The sequence below is a fragment of the Geodermatophilus sp. CPCC 205761 genome (genome assembly GCF_051383655.1).
Lineage (GTDB): Bacteria > Actinomycetota > Actinomycetes > Mycobacteriales > Geodermatophilaceae > Geodermatophilus.
This window is the reverse complement of record NZ_JALPKQ010000027.1, coordinates 21,159-42,096: the sequence shown is the minus strand read 5'-3', so window position 1 is coordinate 42,096 and position 20,938 is coordinate 21,159. Positions and strand designations below refer to the sequence as shown.

At 75.2% G+C, this 20,938-nt stretch carries 17 protein-coding genes; 13 read left to right on the top strand and 4 right to left on the bottom strand.

Annotated features, from left to right (window positions below; translation table 11 throughout):
- Positions 1 to 98 precede the first annotated feature (98 nt).
- The 5 genes from MY526_RS16740 (at position 99) to MY526_RS16720 (ending at position 6,275) form a co-directional block, all read left to right on the top strand.
- Positions 99 to 962, top strand: a complete 864-nt coding sequence (locus MY526_RS16740; RefSeq protein ID WP_436688959.1) for a glycosyltransferase family 2 protein — start codon at positions 99 to 101, stop codon at positions 960 to 962.
- Between the two features lie 35 nt (positions 963 to 997).
- Positions 998 to 1,606, top strand: coding sequence for a metal-dependent hydrolase (locus tag MY526_RS16735; RefSeq protein WP_436704578.1), 609 nt, complete (start codon positions 998 to 1,000; stop codon positions 1,604 to 1,606).
- Between the two features lie 11 nt (positions 1,607 to 1,617).
- On the top strand, positions 1,618 to 2,466 hold the full coding sequence (locus MY526_RS16730) for a glycoside hydrolase family 16 protein (RefSeq protein ID WP_436704576.1): 849 nt from the start codon (positions 1,618 to 1,620) through the stop codon (positions 2,464 to 2,466).
- A gap of 96 nt (positions 2,467 to 2,562) precedes the next feature.
- Positions 2,563 to 3,267 carry a 4'-phosphopantetheinyl transferase family protein gene (locus MY526_RS16725; protein ID WP_436688953.1) on the top strand — a complete coding sequence of 235 codons (705 nt, stop codon included), beginning with the start codon at positions 2,563 to 2,565 and terminating at the stop codon, positions 3,265 to 3,267.
- Positions 3,264 to 6,275: an acetoacetate--CoA ligase gene (locus MY526_RS16720; RefSeq protein ID WP_436704575.1), complete on the top strand. Its 3,012-nt coding sequence runs from the start codon at positions 3,264 to 3,266 to the stop codon at positions 6,273 to 6,275. The genes MY526_RS16725 and MY526_RS16720 overlap by 4 nt, the downstream gene beginning before the upstream one ends.
- 40 nt (positions 6,276 to 6,315) lie before the next feature.
- Here the strand turns inward: MY526_RS16720 and MY526_RS16715 are convergent, their stop codons facing one another.
- Entirely contained in the window at positions 6,316 to 6,528 is a 213-nt protein-coding gene (locus MY526_RS16715; protein WP_436688949.1) for a hypothetical protein, read from the bottom strand.
- Positions 6,529 to 6,736: 208 nt separating this feature from the next.
- Here MY526_RS16715 and MY526_RS16710 point away from each other — a divergent pair, with 208 nt between their 5' ends.
- The gene (locus MY526_RS16710) at positions 6,737 to 7,684 is read left to right on the top strand and encodes a glycosyltransferase family 2 protein (RefSeq protein WP_436688947.1); all 948 of its coding nucleotides are present in this window, start codon (positions 6,737 to 6,739) and stop codon (positions 7,682 to 7,684) included.
- Between the two features lie 29 nt (positions 7,685 to 7,713).
- On the top strand, positions 7,714 to 8,547 hold the full coding sequence (locus tag MY526_RS16705) for a polysaccharide deacetylase family protein (protein WP_436688945.1): 834 nt from the start codon (positions 7,714 to 7,716) through the stop codon (positions 8,545 to 8,547).
- Positions 8,548 to 8,578: 31 nt separating this feature from the next.
- Here MY526_RS16705 and MY526_RS16700 read toward each other — a convergent pair whose 3' ends face one another.
- The gene (locus tag MY526_RS16700) at positions 8,579 to 9,412 is read right to left on the bottom strand and encodes a serine aminopeptidase domain-containing protein (protein ID WP_436688943.1); all 834 of its coding nucleotides are present in this window, start codon (positions 9,410 to 9,412) and stop codon (positions 8,579 to 8,581) included.
- 386 nt (positions 9,413 to 9,798) lie between these two features.
- On the opposite strand from MY526_RS16700, the gene MY526_RS16695 reads away from it, so the two are divergent.
- From MY526_RS16695 to MY526_RS16675, 5 genes are all read left to right on the top strand, one after another.
- Positions 9,799 to 11,079, top strand: a complete 1,281-nt coding sequence (locus MY526_RS16695; RefSeq protein ID WP_436688941.1) for a hypothetical protein — start codon at positions 9,799 to 9,801, stop codon at positions 11,077 to 11,079.
- Positions 11,076 to 12,377 (top strand): lipopolysaccharide biosynthesis protein, encoded by a 1,302-nt coding sequence (locus MY526_RS16690; protein WP_436688939.1) that lies wholly within the window; start codon positions 11,076 to 11,078, stop codon positions 12,375 to 12,377. Before MY526_RS16695 ends, MY526_RS16690 begins: the two co-directional genes overlap by 4 nt.
- A gap of 151 nt (positions 12,378 to 12,528) precedes the next feature.
- Complete coding sequence (locus MY526_RS16685; RefSeq protein WP_436704573.1) at positions 12,529 to 14,742, top strand: serine/threonine protein kinase; 2,214 nt, start codon at positions 12,529 to 12,531, stop codon at positions 14,740 to 14,742.
- Positions 14,743 to 14,744: 2 nt separating this feature from the next.
- Positions 14,745 to 14,993 (top strand): hypothetical protein, encoded by a 249-nt coding sequence (locus MY526_RS16680; RefSeq protein WP_436688935.1) that lies wholly within the window; start codon positions 14,745 to 14,747, stop codon positions 14,991 to 14,993.
- Between the two features lie 87 nt (positions 14,994 to 15,080).
- The gene (locus tag MY526_RS16675; RefSeq protein ID WP_436688933.1) at positions 15,081 to 16,457 is read left to right on the top strand and encodes a glycosyltransferase; all 1,377 of its coding nucleotides are present in this window, start codon (positions 15,081 to 15,083) and stop codon (positions 16,455 to 16,457) included.
- A 99-nt stretch (positions 16,458 to 16,556) separates the two neighbouring features.
- Here MY526_RS16675 and MY526_RS16670 read toward each other — a convergent pair whose 3' ends face one another.
- On the bottom strand, positions 16,557 to 18,539 hold the full coding sequence (locus tag MY526_RS16670; RefSeq protein WP_436688931.1) for a non-ribosomal peptide synthetase: 1,983 nt from the start codon (positions 18,537 to 18,539) through the stop codon (positions 16,557 to 16,559).
- Between the two features lie 221 nt (positions 18,540 to 18,760).
- On the opposite strand from MY526_RS16670, the gene MY526_RS16665 reads away from it, so the two are divergent.
- Positions 18,761 to 19,846 carry an acyltransferase family protein gene (locus MY526_RS16665; protein ID WP_436704571.1) on the top strand — a complete coding sequence of 362 codons (1,086 nt, stop codon included), beginning with the start codon at positions 18,761 to 18,763 and terminating at the stop codon, positions 19,844 to 19,846.
- A gap of 81 nt (positions 19,847 to 19,927) precedes the next feature.
- Here the strand turns inward: MY526_RS16665 and galE are convergent, their stop codons facing one another.
- Positions 19,928 to 20,905: a UDP-glucose 4-epimerase GalE gene (gene galE, locus MY526_RS16660; protein WP_436688927.1), complete on the bottom strand. Its 978-nt coding sequence runs from the start codon at positions 20,903 to 20,905 to the stop codon at positions 19,928 to 19,930.
- Positions 20,906 to 20,938: the final 33 nt, after the last annotated feature.

Here is a 20,938-nt window from a genome sequence, read left to right as displayed (position 1 = left end):
CCAACGGGTAGTGATGATCCGCCGGGCGCACCTGGTCGCCATAGCCCGGCGGGGAGCAGAGGCGAAACCGGGCCCGTCCTAGAGAGGACACCCGCCTCATGCGTTCGCGACAGGTCATCGAGCTGCGCCCGCACTCGCTGCCCCACCACCCCACCGTGACGAGGATCGGCTCGCCGCGCGTGAGCGTCGTGGTCCCCACCTTCAACGAGGCCAAGAACCTCCCGCACGTCTTCGCGCTCATCCCCGACGACGTGCACGAGGTGATCGTGGTCGACGGCCGCAGCGTCGACGACACGATCGAGGTGGCGCGCTCGCTGCGTCCCGACGTCCGGATCGTGCTGCAGAACCGCCGCGGGAAGGGCAACGCCATGGCCTGCGGGTTCGCCGCGGTCACCGGGGACATCGTCGTGATGCTGGACGCCGACGGGTCGGCCGACCCCCGGGAGATCCCGGCGTTCGTCGGCGTCCTCACCGCCGGCGCCGACTTCGCCAAGGGCACCCGGTTCGCCAACGGCGGCGGCAGTTCCGACATCACCCGGACCCGCGCCTGGGGCAACCGGTGGCTCAACCGGATCGCCAACGTCCTGTTCGGCACCCGGTACACCGACCTCTGCTACGGCTACAACGCCTTCTGGTCCGACTGCCTGCCGGCGCTCGAGCTCGACGCCGGCGACCGCGGCAGCGACGCCAAGCTCTGGGGCGACGGGTTCGAGATCGAGACGATCATCAACACCCGCATGGCCAAGGCCGGGATGCACATCGTCGAGGTGCCGAGCTACGAGTTCGAGCGCATCCACGGCGAGAGCAACCTCAACACCTGGCGCGACGGGCTGCGCGTGCTCCGGGCCCTCGTCGTCGAGCGGGCGAACCGCAAGGGCCGCGCGCCGCGGGCCGACGTCGTCCCGGTCCGCTCGCTGGCCGACGACCGCGACGGCGCGGAGACCTCCGCCCGGACCGCGTGACCCCGGCGGACGGCCCGGTCCCCGGCGACCCCCGCGTGCCGCGCCCCTCGGGGCGCGCCCGCCGGTCGTGGGGCCGGGCCGTCCTGCCGTGGGCGGCCCTGGCCGTGCTCGCCGCGCTCGACCTGGTCGCGGAGTCGCGGTGGTGGCCCGTGCCGGTGGCGGGCCTGCTGGACGAGCCCGCCCACCTGATCACCGCCGGGCTGGTGCTGGCTGCCGTGGCACCGGCCGCGGCCCGGCCGTTCCTGCTCGCCGCGCTGGTCGGGTCGGTGGCCATCGACGTCGACCACGTGCCGCTCTACCTGGTCGGCGACGCGGTGGCCGGGGACGGCGGCCGGCCGGTCACCCACTCGCTGGCGTTCGTGCTGCTCCTCCTGGCCGCGGCGGCCGCGGTCCGGCGGTACCGCCTGCCGCTGGCCGGGCTGGCCTGCGGGGTCGCCCTGCACCTGCTGCGCGACCTGGCCACCGGCCCCGGCGTCCCGCTCCTGTGGCCGTGGCCCGGGGCGGCGCAGCTCCCCTACGCGCTCTACGCCGGCGTGCTCGTCGCGGCGACGCTGGCGGCGACCGCCCGGGCTCTGCGCACCGGAGGTCACCCCTCCGGAGGGCACTCCGTCGTCGGGCGGCCGGTGTGGCGTCTGCCCAGGTAGACTGGCCAGTCGTGTTCCGGGAGAGCCACAGGCGCAGGCGCGGGCCGCTGCTGGCGGCAGCCGCGGGTACTGTCGCGCTCGCCGCCACAGGCTTCGTCGTCCTGCGCGACGACGAGGTGGTGACCGCCCGGCACCCGTCGACCGCGCCGGCCTACGACCTCCCGGGCTGGGACCTCGTGCTGGCCGAGGACTTCGACGCCGACGCCGCGCTCGGGGAGTTCGTCGACGTCTACCCCGGCTGGGCGGAGTACGACGGCGCCCGCGACACCTCCCGCGACCTCGGCCGCCGCGAGTCGCACCAGGGCGTCTACAACAGCTATGTGACGACCACCGTCCAGGACGGCGTGGTCGACGTCCGGGTACACACCGACGACGGCACCCCGCAGGTCATGGCGCTCACGCCGCCGCCGAACGAGCAGTGGGCCAACGACCAGCTGCACGGTCGCTACTCGGTCCGGTTCCGCGCCGACGAGGTCCCCGGCTACAAGATCGCCTGGCTGCTGTGGCCCTCCAGCGACGACTGGTCCGAGGGCGAACTGGACTTCCCCGAGGGTTCGCTCGGCCAGGAGATCGTCGGCAACGCGCACGACGTCACCGGCAACCCGTCCGTCAACAGGTTCTCCATCGGCACCGACGTCACGATGGAGGACTGGCACACCGCGACCATCGAGTGGGCGCCCGGCCGGGTCACCTTCCTCCTCGACGACCGGTCGTGGACGACGACGGACCCGGAGGCCATCCCCGTCGACCCGATGCGCTGGGTGCTCCAGATCGAGACCGAGCTGTCCGCGGAGGCGCCGCCGGCCGACGCCGAGGGCCACGTGGAGATCGACTGGGTCGCCGCCTGGCGCGCGGAGTGAGCTGCGCCACATCCGGCGGCTGAACGGCCCCACGATGGGGGGTGCCCGCGCTGAATTAGGCCCCAGCACCCGCGGCGTCTCCCTACCCTCGGGGCCGTGATCAGCAGTGCAGCCCCCGCGCCGCTGCTGCCCGTCTCCGGGAACGTGCTCGTCCGGCTGGTCGACCTCGCCGCCGACGCCGCCTCGACGGCCGCCGCCCGCACCTGCCTCACCGCCGCCGAGCGCGCGCACGCCGACCGCGGCACCCCGGACGTCGCCGTCCGCCGGCTGCTGCTGCGTGGCGCGCTCCGGCAGACCCTCGCGGATCTCCTCGGCCTGGACCCGTCCGACGTCCCGCTCACCGCGCCTCCGGGCCGCCCCCGGCTCACCGGTGTCGCGGCCGCCTCCGGACTGGACGTGAGCTGCTCCGCGAGCGCCGGCCTCGGCGTCCTCGCCGTCGCCTCCGGCGCCCGGGTGGGCGTCGACGTCGAGCGGGTCCGTGCCGTGCGCCTCGAGGACGCCGCCGCGGAGGGCTGGCTGGGCGCCGCCGAGCGCGCCGCGATCGCCGGCTTCCCCGCCGGGGAGCGCGCCGTCGTCCTCACCCGCTGCTGGACCCAGAAGGAGGCGGTGCTCAAGGGCCTCGGCGTCGGCCTGCGCACCGCCCCCCACACCGTCGTCACCCCCTCCGCCGGGCGGGCTCCCGGTCGCATCGGCGACTGGGAGGTCCGTTCCGTCGAGGTCCCCGAGGGCTGGGTGGGCAGCCTCGCCCTCCGCCCGATCGACCCCGCCGCCCACGCGGCCGACCCCACGGGAACCCCATGACCAGCAGTCGCGAGGCCGCCGCCTCCAGCGCCCTGACCCGCCGCCCGCAGCTGGCCGACTTCCGCGACCGCGCGGAGGCCGCCGCCGGCCGTGACCTCGGCGACGCAGTCGCGATGCACGAGTGGTCGGTGCAGGAGTTCCGCGAGTTCTGGCGGCTGTTCCTGGACTGGGCGGAGCCGGTCACGGAGGGCTCGGCCGATCCGGTCTGCACCGGCGACGACGTCGAGACGGCGGTCTTCTTCCCGGAGGTGCGGCTCAACTACGCCGAGAACCTGCTCCGCCCCCTGCCGGACGTCGACGACGACGCGGTCTGCCTGACCGCGGTGCACGGCGACGGCAGCCGGGACCGCTGGACCCGCCGGGACCTGCGCGAGGAGGTCGACCGGACGGCGACCGCCCTGGCCGGCCAGGGGGTCGGCGCCGGGGACCGCGTGGTGGTGGTCGCGCCCAACAACGGCCGGGCCGTCGTCGCCGCGCTGGCCACCGCCGCGCTCGGTGCCACGCTGTCCTCGGGCATGCCCGACATGGGCCCGGCAGCGCTGCTCGGCCGCTTCACCCAGGTCGAGCCGGCGCTCCTGGCGCTGGACCGCACCGGGGCACCCGGCTGGGACGGCGCCGACGGCGACCTCCTGGACCAGGTGGTGACCGGCCTGCCCACCGTCGGCACCGTCGTCGTCCTCGACGCGCTCCCGCTGCCGGCACTGCCCGGCGTGCGGGTGGTGCGGCTGGCCGACCTGCTCGCCGACGTCGGCCCGGGGACCCCGCGCGCGCCGTGGCCGCGGATGCCGTTCAACGACCCGCTGTTCGTGATGTTCTCCTCGGGCACCACCGGCCCGCCCAAGGCGATGGTGCACGGCATCGGCGGAACGCTGCTGGAGCACCTCAAGGAGCACCGGCTGCACGGCGACCTCGACGCCCGGGACACGCTGTACTTCCAGACCACCACCGCCTGGATGATGTGGAACTGGCAGCTGTCCGCGCTGGCGGTGGGTGCCTCCGTCGTCCTCTACGACGGCCCCGTCCTCGGCCCGGAGACGCTGTGGCGGCTGGCCGCCGAGGAGCGGGTGACGGTGTTCGGCACCAGCCCGGCCCACCTCCAGCTCTCGCAGGACACCGGGCTGCGCCCGGCCGAGGCGTTCGACCTCGGTGCGCTGCGGGCCGTCATGTCCACCGGCTCGGTGCTGCACGACTGGCAGTTCGACTGGTTCGCCGGCGCGGTCGGCGCCCAGCCGCTGCAGTCGATCAGCGGCGGCACCGACATCATCGGCTGCTTCATGCTCGGCCACCCCGAGCTGCCGGTGGTCCGCGGCCGCAGCCAGGCGCTGAGCCTCGGGCTCGACGTCGCCGCGCTCGACGCAGCGGGCTCCCCCGTCCTGGACCGGCAGGGCGAGCTGGTCTGCCGCCGTCCGTTCCCCTCCCGGCCGGTCCGCTTCCTGCGAGACCCCGACGGCGCGCGGCTGCACCAGGCCTACTACTCGGACCACCCGGGCGTCTGGACGCACGGCGACGTCGTGGACATCGCGCCGGACGGCACGGCGCGGGTGCACGGGCGCTCCGACGGCGTGCTGAACATCGACGGCATCCGCATCGGGCCCGCCGAGATCTACCGCATCCTCAAGGGACTGCCGGAGATCGCCCAGGCCGTGGCGGTCGAGCAGCGGCACCCCACCACGCCCGGGGCGACCCGGCTGGTGCTGCTCGTGCAGCTGCACGGGGGCGCCGTCCTCGACGGTGAGCTCGAGCGCCGGATCCGGACGACCCTGCGCCGCGAGGCCACCGCCGCGCACGTGCCGGCCCTCGTTCTGGCCGTCCCCGAGGTGCCCCTGACGCACAGCGGCAAGGTCTCGGAGAAGGCCACCCGCGACACCGTCAACGGCGACCGCGTGGTCAACGTCGACGCGCTGCGCAACCCTGGTTCCCTGGCGACCATCACCGCCGCCCTGCGCGCGGCGACCGGGCAGGCGGTGCCGGCGCCGTCCGCCGAGCCGGTGCCCACCGTGCCCGTGCCCCGCGTCGCGCCGGACGCGGGGGACGCGGCGCCCGTCACGTCGGCGATCGCCGGCATCTGGCGCGAGCTGGGGGTGACGCCGCACGCCGGGATCGAGGACTTCTTCGACCTCGGCGGCACCTCCCGGCAGTCGATGACGCTGCTGCGTCGGGTCAAGCTGGAGCTCGGCGCCGACGTCTCCATGGAGCAGTTCCTCGCCGACCCGACCGTCGCCGGCCTGACCGCGGCGGTGCTGACCACCTCGGGAGCCTCGGCCGTTCCGCTGCTGGCCGCCGGCGACCCGGCCGGGACGCCGCTGTTCCTGCTGAACGACGCCTGGGGCGAGGTCGAGGTCTACCGGACGCTGGCCGAGCTGCTGGTCGGCGCGGGGCCGGTGTACGGCGTCCGGGCGGAGCTGGTGGGCGTCGACGGCCGGCGCAAGTCGATCGACGACCTGGCCGACGAGCACGCCACGACGCTGGCCACCGCCCGGCCGGAGGGCCCGCTGCGGCTGGCCGGCTTCTCCTTCGGCGGGCTCGTCGCCTTCGAGACCGCGCGCCGGCTGCGCGACGCCGGGCGGGAGGTCGAGTTCCTCGGCCTGCTCGACCCGCTGCCGCCGGAGGACAGCCTGTCGCCGGTGCGCCGGCAGCTGCACCGGCTGACCGGCCAGGTCGGCGCGCTGATCCCCGGGCTCGGGTCCCGGCGGCTCGGCGACGTCCTGCGGCACCGGTTCCGGCCGGAGAGCCGGCCGGTCGACCAGCAGGCGCTGGACGAATCGGGTGGGGTCTACGCCCGGCACCGGCTGCGGCGCTACGACGGTCCGGCGACCTACTTCCGGGCGCGGCGGCGGATCCCGGTCACCGGGCACTTCCTGTCGGCCTGGCGGGCGGCCGCGCCGCGGCTGGACGTCGTGTCGGTCCCGGGCCCGCACCACGACCTGCTGGCCGGCCGGCACGTGGTCGCGCTGGCCGTGCAGATGTCGTTGGCGATCCGGACGGCGGCCCGGTCGCGCCGGTCCTGACTCCCGCCCGCGGCGGCGCCGTCCCGGAGGACGGCGCCGCTCAGCGAGCGAAGAGGCGCAGCAGCGGGCGGCGGTAGCGGCCGCAGGCGCACAGGGCGCAGTCGGTGCCCCGGCGGTAGTGCTCGTGTGCCTGCTTGCCGTGCCCGCAGGTACACGACCGGCCCTCGATGGAGACGGCGGCGGCGGCGACGCGCAGCGCCGCCGTCCGGTTCACCCGGGGAGCGGGGAGCGGGTCGGAGCCCAGTGGGTGCACAGCCGCGTCCTTCACGTTCACGTGGAGCCGCGGCCCGTACCGGCGCGCAGCAGTAACGGAGCAGACACTAACTGTCACTGCCCGGGGTCTGCGCGTCACGACACCACCTTCTCCTGCCGGCGTCTTCCGTCACACCCCTCGTCCCGCAGCTTGAGATGAACCCGGTCGGGGGAATCGGTGCACGACCACGCCCCGTTACCCTCGGTCCGTGCACCATTCGCTCTCGGTCGTCATCTGCGCGTACACCCTCGACCGGTGGGGCGACATCGAGGCCGCGGTCGCGAGCCTCCAGCGGCAGGAGCGCCGCCCGGACCAGGTCGTGCTCGTCGCCGACCACAACCCCGAGCTGCTCGAGCGCGCCCGGACCGCCTTCCCCGACGTCACCGTGCTGCCCAACGCCGGCCCCCGCGGGCTGTCCGGCGCCCGCAACACCGGCGTGGAGGCGGCCACCGGCGACGTGGTGGCCTTCCTGGACGACGACGCCGCGGCCGATCCGCTCTGGACGGCGCAGCTGCTCGAGGCCTTCGCCGCCGGGGACGACGTGATCGGCGTCGGCGGCTGGGTGGAGCCGGACTGGCGAGCACCGCGCCCGGCCTGGTTCCCCGATGAGTTCCTCTGGGTGGTGGGCTGCAGCTACACCGGCCTGCCCACGACGCGGGCGGAGATCCGCAACCCGATCGGCGCCAACATGGCGTTCCGGCGCGACGCGTTCACCAAGGCCGGCGGCTTCGACTCCGACATGGGCCGGATGGGCGCCGACGCGGCCGGCTGCGAGGAGACCGAGTTCGCCATCCGTGCCCGGCGCGCCCTTCCCGAGACCCGGGTGGTGCTCGAGCCGTCGGCGCGCTGCCGGCACGGCGTCTCGCCGGACCGGGTGACCCGCACGTACTTCCGGCGTCGCTGCCGGGCGGAGGGGCGCTCCAAGGCCCTGGTCAGCCGGCTCGCCGGCGCGGAGTCGGCCCTGGAGACCGAGCGCACCTACGTGCGGCGCACGCTGCCCCGCGGCGTGCTCCGCGGCCTGGGCCGGCTGGTCCGTGGCGACCGCGCCGGCGGCGCGCAGGCGTGGGCCATCGTCGAGGGGACGGCGCTCACCGCCGGCAGCTACGCACTCGCACGGGTGAAGCAGGCCCGCGGCGGCGCCGCGCCCGTTACCTGAGGGTTTGCAGAACGGATATGTTCCGAGTCATGGACGAGCGGAGCGCGCCCCGCACCCGCACGCCGGTGCCGATCCTGCTCTACCACGCCATCACCGAGACCCCCGGCGAGCACATCGCCCCGTTCGCGGTCTCGCCCCGGGCATTCGCCCAGCAGCTCGACGTCCTGGTGGACGCCGGCTACCGCTGCATCACCTTCGGTGAGCTGGTCGCGGCCGAGGTCGCCGGCCGGCCCCCGGGCTCCGACGGCGGGAGGGTCGCCGTCATCACCTTCGACGACGGGTTCGCCGACTTCGCCACGGCGGCCCTGCCCGCGCTGCGCGACCGGTCGCTGGTCTCGACCCTGTACGTGACCACGGGCTGGCTCGAGGGCGGCCCGGAGCGGCGGCCGGGGCCGAGCGACCGGATGCTGTCCTTCGCCGAGCTCCCCGGCCTGCTGGCCGAGGGCGTCGAGCTGGGGGCGCACAGCCACAGCCACCCGCAGATGGACACGCTCCGCGCCGCGCAGCTGCGCGAGGAGCTCGTCCGGCCCCGGGAGCTGCTCGAGGACGTCCTGGGCCGGCCGGTGACCACCTTCGCCTACCCGCACGGCTACAACGGCCCGCGTGTGCGCCGGGCCACCCGGGCCGCCGGCTACGACAACGCCTGCGGGGTGCGCAACGCGCTGCACTGCGCCGGGGAGGACGTCTTCGCCATCTCCCGGCTCATGCTGCGCCGCACCACGACCCTGGACCAGCTCTCCCGCTGGCTGCAGGACGTCGAGTGCACGCCGGTCGACCGCGAGGCCTGGCCGACCCGCGGCTGGCGGGCCTACCGGCGCGCCCGCGCGGTGGTCCGCCGCCGGCCGGGCTCGGTCTACGCCTGACCGACCCCAGGGCCAGGCCGGGGCGTCGCGGTCAGGGGAGGTCGGCGAACCACTCCGCGAGGTCCTCGCCCTGGAAGCAGGACGGCGCGACGTGCTCGCCCTCGCACTCGACCACGCTGATGTCGGCGGCGTCCTCGACGCGCGCGACGAACGGCTCGGCGTTGTCCGCGTTGATGACCACCTCGTCCTCGGTGGCGAGGTAGAACCGCATGCTCGTGCCCGCCCAGTCCTCGGCGGGCCGAGCCGCGGGGTTCTGCTCCCCCGTGGGGAACGTCCCGTCGTAGGCCTGCAGCACCTGCGGCTCCTGCTGGGTGCCCAGGACGACGTCCAGGTCGACCAGCGGCGAGATGAGGGCCATGCCGCGCACGTCCGGGATGCGCTCGTCGGCCAGCAGCTGCAGCCCGGCGACGGCACCCATCGACTCGGCGATCAGGTAGGTGTCGGTGGTGCCGTACCGCTCGGCGAGCTCGGCGGCGAGGGCGACGTAGCCGGCCTGGGACGCCTCGTTGCCGAAGGCGTTGAGGTGGCCGTCGCTGCCCGCCACCACGTAGCCCGCGGCCACCAGCCGGTCGACCATGTCGATCCGCTTCTGCTCCTCGGACAGCGCTCCGGCGTCGTCGTCGAGGCCGTGCAGGAAGACCACCAGTCCCCGGGGGTCGCCCTCCCCCGGCGCGATGGCCACCGCGTCCTGGGCGTCGACGGTGAGCTCGGTGACCTCCGGCTCGACCTCGGGGACCTCCGGCGACTCGGCGGCACCGCCGCCGCAGCCGGCCAGCAGCGCGGTCGTGGCGAGGGCGGCCACCCGCCGCCGGGCGCCCCTCGACGGGCGGTCTCCCATGCCGACGGGGAACAGCTGTCCGGGCATGGGGGAACGCCTCCAGGGATCGGGGTTGTGCTGGTCATCTTCGTCCACCGGTCCCCTCGACGTGCCACCACCCGGCCGACGTTCCCCCGACCGGGCTGCTGCGAGCGGCATCACACTCGGTGACCGGTCATCCGGACGGGTGGCAAGATGGCTCGTCGTGGCCCGGGGAGCCCCTTCTCGACGTACCGTCGAACGGTTCGCGTCGAGGTCCCTCCCGCCTGGGCCCCTGCTCGCACCGGGCGGTCGCACCACGGCGATGTGGGCGACGCGCACACCTCCTGCCCCCTGTCTCCCGGAGAGTCGATGATCTGCGGTCCGTCCCGCGGCTGCGCCGCCCGGCGCACCGCCCCCGGCGTCCTCGTGCCGTCCGCCTCGCGGAGGAGCGCGTGACCGCGGGCCCGCGGACGGCTGCCCGGGCGCTCCGGATCCAGGCCCACAACGCCCAGTGGCTGGAGCTCTCGAGCGTCACGCTGCTGGCCGGCCTGGACCCGGCCGTCGACCCGGCGGCCCTGCGCGCCACGCTGCGCCGGCTCTACGACGTCGACCCGACCGCGCCGATCCTGTGCCGGGTCGCCGGCCGGCCGCTGCGCTGGGTCCCGGTGCCGCCGGAGGAGATCGACGCGCGGCTCGAGGAGCTCGTCGTCGACGTCCGCGGCAGCGGCAAGGAGGACGCCGAGGAGGCCGTGGAGCGGCTGCTGCGCGAGGCCGACCCGATGGTCCCCTTCCGCCTGTACGTCCACGACGACCACCACGCCTGGCAGCTGAGCCACGTGCTGGGTGACGGCATCTACGCCAACCGGCACGTCGTCGCCGAGCTGGTCCGCTGCGCCGCGACCGGCGAGGTGCCCACCGGGCTGGTCCGCGGGCCCGATCGCCCGCGGCTGCTGGCCAGGGCCGTGTGGCGGACCCTCCTGCGGCGCCCGCAGGCGGCCACCTGGCGCGAGGCCCTCGACCGGCTGCGGTCGGCCCCCTCGGCGTCGGTACCGGCCGGCGACCCGGCCGACCGGCAGGTCTCGCTGTCGGTCGTGAGCCGGATGAGCGCGCCCGGCGTCCGCGAGTCGGTGCGGCACTGGCGGGACGCGCACGCCGCCGACACGTCGGTCGCCGTCGCGACCATGTCCGCGGTCCGCTCCGCGCTGGAGGCTGAGGGCGCGTTCGCGCCGGAGACCGACACGGTGGTGCTCTTCGACGGCCGTCGGTACCTGCCGCCCGGCACGCACGTCGCCGGCAACTTCAGCGGCGCCCTCCGGCTGGCACCGGAGAACGCCGCCGACCCGCGGCTGATGGCCCGCCAGATGCGCCGGGACGCCGCCCTGGGGCTGCCCCTGGTGTCGATGCTGGTCGCGATGGTCCAGCACACGCTGTCCCGCGTACGGCCCTCCCACGGCACCGGGAGCGGGTCGGTCGTGCTGACCCACCTCGGCGCGCTGGGTGAGGTCCGCGACCTGCCGTGGCGGGCGCCGGACGCCGAGCAGAAGGTCATCCAGGCGCCGGCCCCCAGCCCCGCGGTGAGCATGACCGCGTGCATCAGCGAGTGGCGCGACCGGCTGCTGCTCAGCGTCTCGTTCGACAGCCGCCGGGTGCCCCGCGCCGCGGTGACGCGGGCGCTGGACCGGGTCCTCACCGACCCGGCCGCGTTCCTGCCGAGCGCCCGGGGGCACGGGTGAACGCGGCCGCCCGAGGCGGTCGGCACCTGGAGCGCAACGCCCTCTACCTCATGGCCGGCACGGTGCTCACGGCCGGCGTCGGCATGGTGTTCTGGGTCGCCGCGGCGCGGTTCTACGAGACCGCCGAGGTCGGCCGCGCGGCGGCGGTGATCTCCACCGCCGCGTTCCTGGGCAGCCTGTCCCACCTCAACCTGGGCCAGGTCTACGCCCGGTTCCTCCCCGCCGCCGGGCAGCAGACCCGCTACCTGGTCCACCGCGGCCTCGTGCTGATCGGCGCCGTGGGCGTGCTGGTGGGCACGGGCTTCGTGCTGCTGTGGCCCAGCGAGGTGCTGTTCGCCTCGACGGCCGAGGCGGCGTTCTTCCCGCTCGCGGTCGCCGTCCTCGCCGTCTTCACCGTGCAGGACTTCGTCCTGCTCGGGCTGCGCGGCGCGTCGTGGATCCCGATGAAGAACCTGGCCTTCTCCGTCGTCAAGCTCGTGCTGCTCGTCGCGCTGGCCGCGGTCCTGCCGCAGGGCGGGCTGGTCGTCGCCTGGGTCGTCCCGGCGGTCGTGGCGGTGGCGGTGATCCAGGTCCTGGTCCACCGCCGGCTGCTGCCGCGGCGGATGGCGGAGGCCGACGAGGGCCACCGGCTCCCCCCGGTGCGCGGGCTGGTCGGCTACGCGTCGGCGGAGTTCGCCATCGGGGTGATGTCGCAGGTCATCCCGATGGTCCTGCCGCTGATCATCCTGCACGAGCTGGGTGCCGAGCAGAACGCGTACTTCGCCATCCCGTGGACGATCAACGCCGCCCTCAACATGCTGGCGTGGAACATCGCCACCAACTTCGTGGTGGAGGCCTCCGCCGACGAGGAGCAGACGCAGGCCCTCACCCGGCGGTCGCTGCGCCTGGGCCTGCTGGTCGGCGGCAGTGGCGCGCTGACCCTGCTGCTCTTCGCCCCGCTGGTCCTGTGGCTCTTCGGCGGGCAGTACGCGGCCGAGGGCGTCGACCTGCTGCGGCTCATGGCACTGGCCGAGCCGTTCGTCATCATCACCACCGTGTACTCCGGGGTCCTGCGGATCCGGAGGCAGGCCGGCCGGGTGGTCATCGTGCAGGGCACCATCGCGGTCGCGATCGTGTCCCTGACCGTGCTGCTGATCCCGTCGATGGGCGTGACCGGGGCCGGCCTGGCCTACCTGATCGCCGAGGGCGGCGTCGGGCTGGTGCTGCTCGTCCCGCTGATCCGCAGCCTGCGGCACCGGAGGCCGGCCGCGGCGCCGCGACCGGACGCGGTGCCGGCCGTGCCCGGTGCGGACCGGTGACCGGGCCCCGGCACCACGGTCGGATGGCCTCCAGCCCCCGTCCGGGTGAGCGGGGGCCGCGAGCTGCCCTGACACCCGGCTCGACCGGCCATCATCACCCGAGCAGCGCGCTGCCCGCACGGCCGCGCACGTCGTCTGGAGGAGTCCACTGATGTCCGCGACCGGCACGGCCGCCGGAGACGGCGCCTCGAGGATCGCGGAGGCGGTCCCGCCCCCGGGCCAGGAGCCCTCGACCCGCGACGTCGCCCCGCGCCGGCACCCCGCCCGCGAGCGCGCCGTCCTGCTGGCCGCCGCGCTGGTGGCCGTGGCCACCCCGGTCGTCGCCGCGCTGGACGTCGACGTCCCCGGCCGCCCGGTGCTCGCCGTCCTGTTCGTGCTGACCGTGCCCGGGGTGCCGCTGGCCGCGCTGCTGCGGCTGCCCGGGAAGCTGCTGCCCGCCGCGCTGGCCGTCGCGCTCAGCATCGCCACCGCGCTGCTGCTGGCCACCGCCGGCCTCGGCACCGGCTGGTGGAGCCCGCTGGGCTGGGCGGCGGGCAGCTCCGCCGTCGGCCTCGTGGCCACGGCATGGGCACTCACGCGGCTGCCCCTCCCGGAACCCGGGGACGACGCGCCGCGCGGAACGTCCGCACCGGCGGCCCGCGGGCTGCGCGGCCGCCCCGTGGCGCTGGCCGTGCTGGCCGCCGCCGTCGCGCTGTGGTGGCTGGCCACCCGGTGGACCGACCTCGACGATGCGGGCGCCACCGGCGTCGTCGGCGTCGTCGCCTGGCCGTACGTGGCCGCCGTCGTCCTCGTGGCCGCGGTCGCCGCCCTCCACCTGTCCAGCCGCCGGCCGGACCCGGTGGTCCTCGGAGCCGCCGCCGTCGTCCTGGCGCTGATCGTGTACGCGTTCGTCAACGTCACCGACGGCGTGGCCGGCGTGCCCACCGGGTGGCTGCACGTCGGGTTCGCCGACTACATCGCCGAGAACCAGCAGTCCTTCGACGGCCTGGACGCGCGCGCCAGCTGGCCGGCGTTCTTCACCGTCGCCGCGCAGCTGGTGCAGCTCGGCGGGGTGGCCGACGCGAGCGCGTTCCTCGCCTTCGCGCCGTTCGTCTACAACGTGCTGGCGATCCCGGCGATCCTGGTCGTGGCCCGCTGCGTGACCCGGTCGGGCCGGCTGGCCTGGCTGGCGGTGTTCCTCTACCTGGGCGCCAACTGGGTGCAGCAGGACTACTTCGCCCCGCAGGCCACCGCCTTCGTGCTGTACCTGGCGGTGCTCGCCACCCTGCTCTGGGAGGCCACCGCGGCGCCGGTGGCGCCGCTGACCGGTGGGCTGTGGTCGAAGGCGCTGCAGGTCTGGAAGCGCCGTCCGGGCCTGCCCGCCGGGACGACGCCGGGCCAGTCGCTGGCGCGGCTGGCCGCCCTGGTGTTCATCGCCGCGGCGCTGGTCGTCGGGCACCAGCTGACGCCGATCAGCCTGGTGATCACCGCGTTCCTCTTCGCGCTGACCGGCTACACGCGGCACCGCCGGCTGTGGCTGGTCGCCGCGCTGCTGTTCCTCGGCTGGTTCAGCTACGCGGCCAGCGACTACTGGGTGGGCCACCTCGACAACGTCCTCGGCGACGTCGGCCAGCTGTTCGGCAACCTGGACAGCGCGGTCTCCTCGCGCGTCGTGGCCGGCGACGAGACCTACCAGCTCATGCAGAACCTGCGGATCGGCTGGTCACTGCTCTACGGCCTCCTGGCCCTGGTCGGGCTCTGGACGATCCGCCGCCGTCCCGACGCCCTGCTGACCGGGCTCCTGCTGGTGGGCGCCGGCGCCCTGGTCGCCATGCAGAGCTACGGCGGCGAGGTCATGCTGCGGACCTTCCTCTTCGCCGCCCCGATCCTCGCGCCGCTGAGCGCGCTCGCGCTGAAGAGGCTGGCGACGCGGCGGGCGCTGGTCCCGGCCGTGGTGCTCGCGGTGGTCCTCACCGCATGGGTGATGGTGGGTACCGCCGTCCGCGGCGTGAACGTGTCCTTCGAGCGGGTCACCGCCGACGACGTCGCCGCCGCGCAGGTGCTGTGGGACGAACTGGACCCCGGGGACACCGTCGGCTTCCTCGCCACCGCCGGCGCCTACGGGGCCGACCGGGTGGGCGAGTACGAGCCGCTGGTCATGGACGAGGAGTTCTGCGGCACCGGCGCGCTGGAGTGCGCGCTCGACCGCCAGCCGGACTTCATCGTGGCCAGCCGAGCGCAGGACGCGCAGCGGGAGCTGGCGGCCGGTGACCCGCCGGGCGCGAGCACGGCGCTGGCCGACGAGCTCGTCGCCCGCGGCCTGTACGAACGGATCTACAGCGGGCCGGACGCGCAGGTCCTCCGGCTCGTGGCGCAGGGAGGCTGACCGTGGTCGACGCTCTGACCGGCTGGCTGGGGATGACCCTCATCGGCCTGACCGTGGTGGTCGCGCTCGCGCTCGAGGTGCGCGACGAGCGCACCTCCGCCGACGGCACCGTCGCGCGCACGGACGGCGACAGCCGCGTCGTCGCCCGGCGCTCCCGTGGGGCCGGTCGGGTGCTGCAGCTGCTGCTCGCCGTGCTGGTCGCCGGCTGCCTGGCCGCGACCGTCGTCCGCCTGGCGACCCTGGCGTTCTGAGGCCCGCCCCGCATCCACCGGAGCCGCCCGCAGGCGGCCCGCTGACTCCGGGACCGCCCGGTCCCGCCGTCCCGACAGCAGGAGAAGATGAACCCCGAACGCGTCGCCGAGCAGCCGGCCGCCTCGCCGGCCCCCGCGCCCCTGCGGGTGGCCCCGCCGCAGGCGGACGAGCCCACCGGAGCGCGGGCGTTCCGGCCCCGGCGCGTCCTCGCCGTCGACCTGGAGTCCGGCGCGATCGAGTACCCGGACCCCGAGCGCCGCCCCGACCACCCCGACGCCCGGGTGCTCGTCCGGTGGCTCGGCGAGCAGATCGACGTCGTCCAGGTGACGGCGCCCGACGACGAGGTCGTGCGCGCCGCCGCCGACGCCGCCTGGGCGACCGCCCGCGCGGAGCTGACCGCGGCCGCCGAGCGGCTCGGCGTCCCGGCCCCGACGTCGGCCGAGGACCTGCTGGTCCCGCGCCCCGGCGTGCCGGCCGCGCCCGGGCTGCCCGCCGACCGGCCGCTGGTCACGGTGACCATCGCCAGCCTGCGCAACGTCGAGCCGACCATCGCCTGCGTCCGCCGGGTCCTGACCAGCTCGTGGGAGCCGCTGGAGGTCGTCGTCGTGGACAACGACGACGACGGCGAGCCGCTGCGCACCGCCATGGACGCCGCGTTCGCCGGCGACGACCGGGTGCGCTGGGTGCACGAGCCGCGCCGGGGCCTGTCCTTCGCCCGCAACAAGGGGCTCGAGGCCGCGCGCGGCGAGATCGTCGTCTTCACCGACGACGACGTCCTGGTCGACCACCGCTGGGTGGAGCGGCTGGTCGCCGGCTTCGGCGCCGCCGAGGGCGTCGCCTGCGTGACCGGCGCGATCCTGCCGGCCGAGCAGGAGACGGTGGCCCAGGTCTTCCTCGAGGAGTACGGCGGCTTCCACAAGGGCTTCGCGCGGCAGGTCTTCAACCTGACCGACCACCGCCGCGAATCCCCGCTCTACCCGTACGACTCCGGGCAGTTCGGGTCCGGCGCCAACATGGCGTTCCGCACCCAGGTGCTGCGCGACCTGGGCGGGTTCGCGATCGACCTCGGCGCCGGCACGGTGGCCTGGGGCGGGGAGGACCTCGACGTCCTGCGCCGGACGATCAGCGCCGGGCACACCGTCGTCTACGAGCCCGCCGCCCTCATGTGGCACTACCACCGCCGGTCGATGGAGGCGCTGCGCAAGCAGATGTACCGCTACGGCGTCGGGCTCTCGGCCACGGTCACCAAGTGGGTGTTCGAGGACCGGAAGACCGCCGTGGACGTGCTGCGGCGGATCCCGCGCGGCGTGGCGCACGTGGCCCGGCCGGGCTCGGCGAAGAACAAGGGCAAGTCCGCGGAGTTCCCGCGGGTGCTCACCGCCCTGGAGCTGCTGGGCGTCCTCGTCGGCCCGGTGGCCTACCTGCGCAGCCGGCGCCGGACGGCGCAGCGCCTGGCCGGCTGACCTCCGGTAGGGCAGAAATGGCCATCTCTGCCCTGTGGTCGAACGCGCCGAGGCCCGGTTCCGGTGTCGGAACCGGGCCTCGGCATCGTCGGGCGGCGATCAGGGACGGCGCTTGCGGCCCCTCAGCAGCCCGCTGACGGCCTTGCCGGCCGCCTCGAGGTGCGGGGCCACCGCCTTGCCTGCCGCCTCGAGCCGCGGGGCGACGGCCTTGCCCGCCGCCTCCAGCCGTGGGGCGACCGCCGACAGCCGTCCGGCCAGCCCGCCGGCGCGCCGGCTGTCCACGAACGCCGCGAACTCGGCCAGCGTCGGGTGGTCGATGAGGTCGTCGGCGGTCAGCCGCGCCTTGTAGCGCTCCTCGACCGCGGCGAGCATCTCCTCGATCGCCAGGGACTCCCCGCCGAGCGCGGTGAAGCTGTCCTCCCGGCCGACGCCGTCGACCTTGAGGATGGGCTCCCAGATGCCGGCGAGGGCGGTCTCGGTCTCGGTCCCGGGCGCGGTGACCTCGCGCCGCTCCGGCACCGGGGGCAGCGCCCCGACGTCGACCTTGCCGCGCTCGTTGCGGGGCAGCTCGGGCAGGAAGACGACGTCCCGGGGCACCATCCAGTCCGGCAGGGCGCGGCCGACGTCGCTGCGCAGCGCGGCCTCGGTGGGCGCGGGCTGGTGCGGGTCGGGGACGACCCAGGCCACCAGCCGGGTCGAGTCGTCGACGCCGACCCCCCGGACGACGGCGTCGAGGACGGTGGGCAGCGCCCGCAGCGCGACCTCCACCTCCCCCGGCTCGACCAGGTAGCCGCGGATCTTCACCGAGTCGTCGGCCCGGCCGAGGATCTCGACGAGGCCGTCGGCGTCCATCCGGGCGCGGTCGCCGGTGCAGTAGCGGGTGCGGCCGTCCGGTTCGGTGCGGAAGCGCTCCGCCGTCGCCGTCGGGGCGTTCCAGTAGCCGGCCGAGAAGTAGGCCGAGGTCGCGTGCAGCACGCCGACCTCCCCGGCGGGCACCGGCTCCTCGTCGGGGCCCAGGATGGCGAGGTCGCGCAGCGGCACGGCCCGCCCGATGGGCACCGCGCCGGCGGGCACCGGGTCCGTCGACCGCATCTCGTAGGCGGTGAGCGCCTCGGTCTCCGACGACCCCATCCAGTTGACGAAGCTCGCCTCGGCGGTCAGGTGGCTCCGGAAGTCGGTGACGTCGCTGCCGTAGAGCTTCTCGCCGGCGGTGGTCACGATGCGGACCGAGTCGAGGACCCTCCCCTCCGGCAGCGCCCCGTGGACGGCGCGCAGCAGGGACGGCGTGCAGGACAGCACCGTGACGCGGGTGGCCTCGAGCCACTCGGTGAGGTCGCGGATGCCGTTGACCCGGGGGTCGCGGATGCACAGCGTGGCCCCGTTCAGGAGGGCCGCGAGGATCATCAGCTGGCCGACGGCGAAGGCCTGGGGCACGACGAGGGCCATGCGGTCCTCGGTCGTGGCGCGCAGCGTGGCCCGGCTGGTGTAGCCACAGGCGAGGACGGTGCGGTGGGTCCACACGACGCCCTTGGGCAGGCCGGTGCTGCCCGAGGTGAAGACCAGCGACGCGGGGTCGTCGAGCGTGACGGCCGCTGCGGGGCCGCCGTCACCGGGGCCGTCGGGCACGAGGCCGTTGGGCACGAGGCCGGCCACGGCCTGCACGCCGGGCAGCCCGGCGGCGACGTCGCGGCGCTCGTCGTCTGCCAGGACGACGGACACCCCGGCCCGCTCGGCGATGGTCGCCATCCGCGCGGGCGGCAGCAGCACGTCGAGCAGCACGCACGGGTGGCCGGCGGCCATCACGCCGAGCATCGCCGCGACGCTCGCCGAGCCCTGCTCCGCGAGGAGCCCGACCGGCCGGCGGGTGCCGTCCTCGGCCACGGTGGGCAGGCCCGCCAGTGCCCGGGCCACCGCGTCCACCCGCTGCTGCAGCTCGGCGTAGGTGAGATCGCCGTCCGCGGCCACCAGGGCTGGCCGGTCGGCGCGGTGCGTGGAGACCTCGCGGAGGCGCTCGGCCACCGACGTGTAGTGCCCCGGCAACTGCAGCAGGGGCAGCTCCCCGCTCGTGGTCGCTGCGCTCATGGTGGTGTGCTCTCCCATCCCCGGACGCCCGTCGGCGCCGGCTCGCGCCTGCCACCTTGGGGCAGCCGCGGCCCGTTCCACAACCACCGCCAGGTCAGCCGGCCCGGCTACCACTCGGGGGTGACACGGGTCGCCACCCGTTCGGGTGGCCGTTCGCCGGGGACCCCGCCGACAGGCCGCAGCCGTGCCGAACCCGGGATCCCGTGGGTAGATTGCCGCGAATGTCACGGGGAACCGCGCTGCCGCGGCTGACGTCCCTCCGCCTCTTCGCCGCGGCGGTCGTCGTCGTCTTCCACCTCGACCAGTGGGGGATCGCGTCGCTGCCCGCGTCGCTGTCGACGCTGGGCTTCATCGGGGTCTCGTTCTTCTTCGTCCTCTCCGGCTTCGTGCTGGCCTGGGGGACCGACCCCGCGCTGCCCGCGCGCCGGTTCTACCGGCACCGCTTCGCCCGGGTGTGGCCCAGCCACGCGGTGATGGTCGGGGTCGCCGCGCTGGTGCCGGTCGTCGCGGTGGCGCGGAGCTGGGAGATCGCCGTCCCCAACCTCTTCCTCGTGCAGAGCTGGTGGACCGATCCCGAGGTGGTCTTCGGGATGAACGGCGTGGCCTGGTCGCTGAGCTGCGAGCTGTTCTTCTACGCGATGTTCCCGCTGACCGTCTACGTGTTGCGGCGGGTGCCGGGCGTCGTCCAGTGGGCGCTGCCCCTGGTCGCCCTGGTCGTGGCCGGGTACGTCGGCCTGCAGGACGCCGGGCTGGGCGAGCACCTGCCGGTGCTGCGGTTCAGCGAGTTCCTGCTCGGCGTCGTCGCCGGGCTGGCGCTGCGCGAGGGGTGGCGGCCCCGGGTGCACCCGCTGGTGGCCGCGGTCGCCGTCGTCGCCGGCCTGGCGATCTGCTACCGGGCGCCGTTCCCGCTGCCCAACGTGATCATGCCGGTGCCGTTCCTGCTGGTGCTGCTCTCCGCGGCGGCCCGGGACCTCGACGGCCGGGGCGGCTGGCTGCGCAGCCGGGCGCTGATCTTCGCCGGCGAGGCGTCCTTCGCGCTGTACCTGGTGCACGAGCTGGTCATCATCAACCTGGCGCCCCGCCTCTGGGAGATCGGGCCGCAGTGGGTGATGGCGCTGATCATCGCGGCCACCGCCTGCGTCTGCGCCGTCGTCCTGCACCTGGTGGTCGAGCGGCCGTTCAACAAGCTGCTGCGCGGCCGGTCGCGGTCGGTGGCCCTGGCCCCGCCCGTGGAGCTCACCCACGACGACGGCGCCGAGCTCACCGGCGCGGGCGACCCGCACGCGCGCGAGGGCGACCGGGTCTGACCCCGGCAGGCAAAGGAAGCTTTGCCTACGTCCTGAGGCGCCGGACGTGGGCATAGCCTCCTATGCCTCGGCGGGGCCGGCTCAGCCCGCCGCGCGCGCCGTCCAGCCGGCCCAGGCCGACGCCACCATCTCCTCGACGCCGTAGCGGGCCTTCCAGCCCAGCGCCTCGCGGATGCGGTCGGCGGAGGCCACCACGCGGGCGGGGTCGCCGGCCCGGCGCGGCTCGACGGCCGGCCGCGACCAGTCCTGGTCGACGGTGCCGGTGACCCGGCGGATCGTCTGGATCATCTCCTGCACGGAGACGCCCTCGCCCCGGCCGATGTTGGCCGTCAGGGCGTCCACCCGCCCGTCGGCGAGCGCCGCGGCCGCAGCGACGTGGGCGGAGGCCACGTCGGCGACGTGGATGAAGTCGCGGATGCAGGTGCCGTCGGGGGTGTCGTAGTCGTCGCCGAAGATGCGCGGAGCCTGCTGCTGGGCGAGGCGCTGGAAGACCATGGGCACGAGGTTGGAGACCCCGCGGTCGGTCAGCGCGGGCGTGCCGGCGCCGGCGACGTTGAAGTAGCGCAGGTTGACGTAGCGCAGCCCGGTGGCGGCGGAGACCTCCTCCACCATGCGCTCACCGACGAGCTTCGTCGTCCCGTACGGGTTGACCGGCAGGCACGGGGTGTCCTCGTCGACCACGTCGACGTCCGGCGAGCCGTAGACGGCGGCGCTCGACGAGAAGATGAACGACCCGACCCCGGCGTCGGTGGCCGCCTCGAGGAGCACCCGCAGACCCTCGACGTTCTCGCGGTAGTAGTACAGCGGCCGGTTGACCGACTCCTCGACCTGCTTCTTGGCCGCGACGTGCACGACGCCCCGGACGTCGTGGTCGCGGAGGACCTGCGCGACCCGTCCGGCGTCGAGGACGCTGCCCTGCACGAGCGTCGTGCCCGGGATCCGCGCCGGGTCGCCGCTGGAGAGGTCGTCGAGGACGACCACCTCCTGGCCACCCTCGCGCATCGCCGAGACGACGTGCGCCCCGATGTACCCGGCTCCCCCGGTCACCAGCCATGTCACGGAACGCAGCGTAACCAGCCCCGGGCGTGGCCA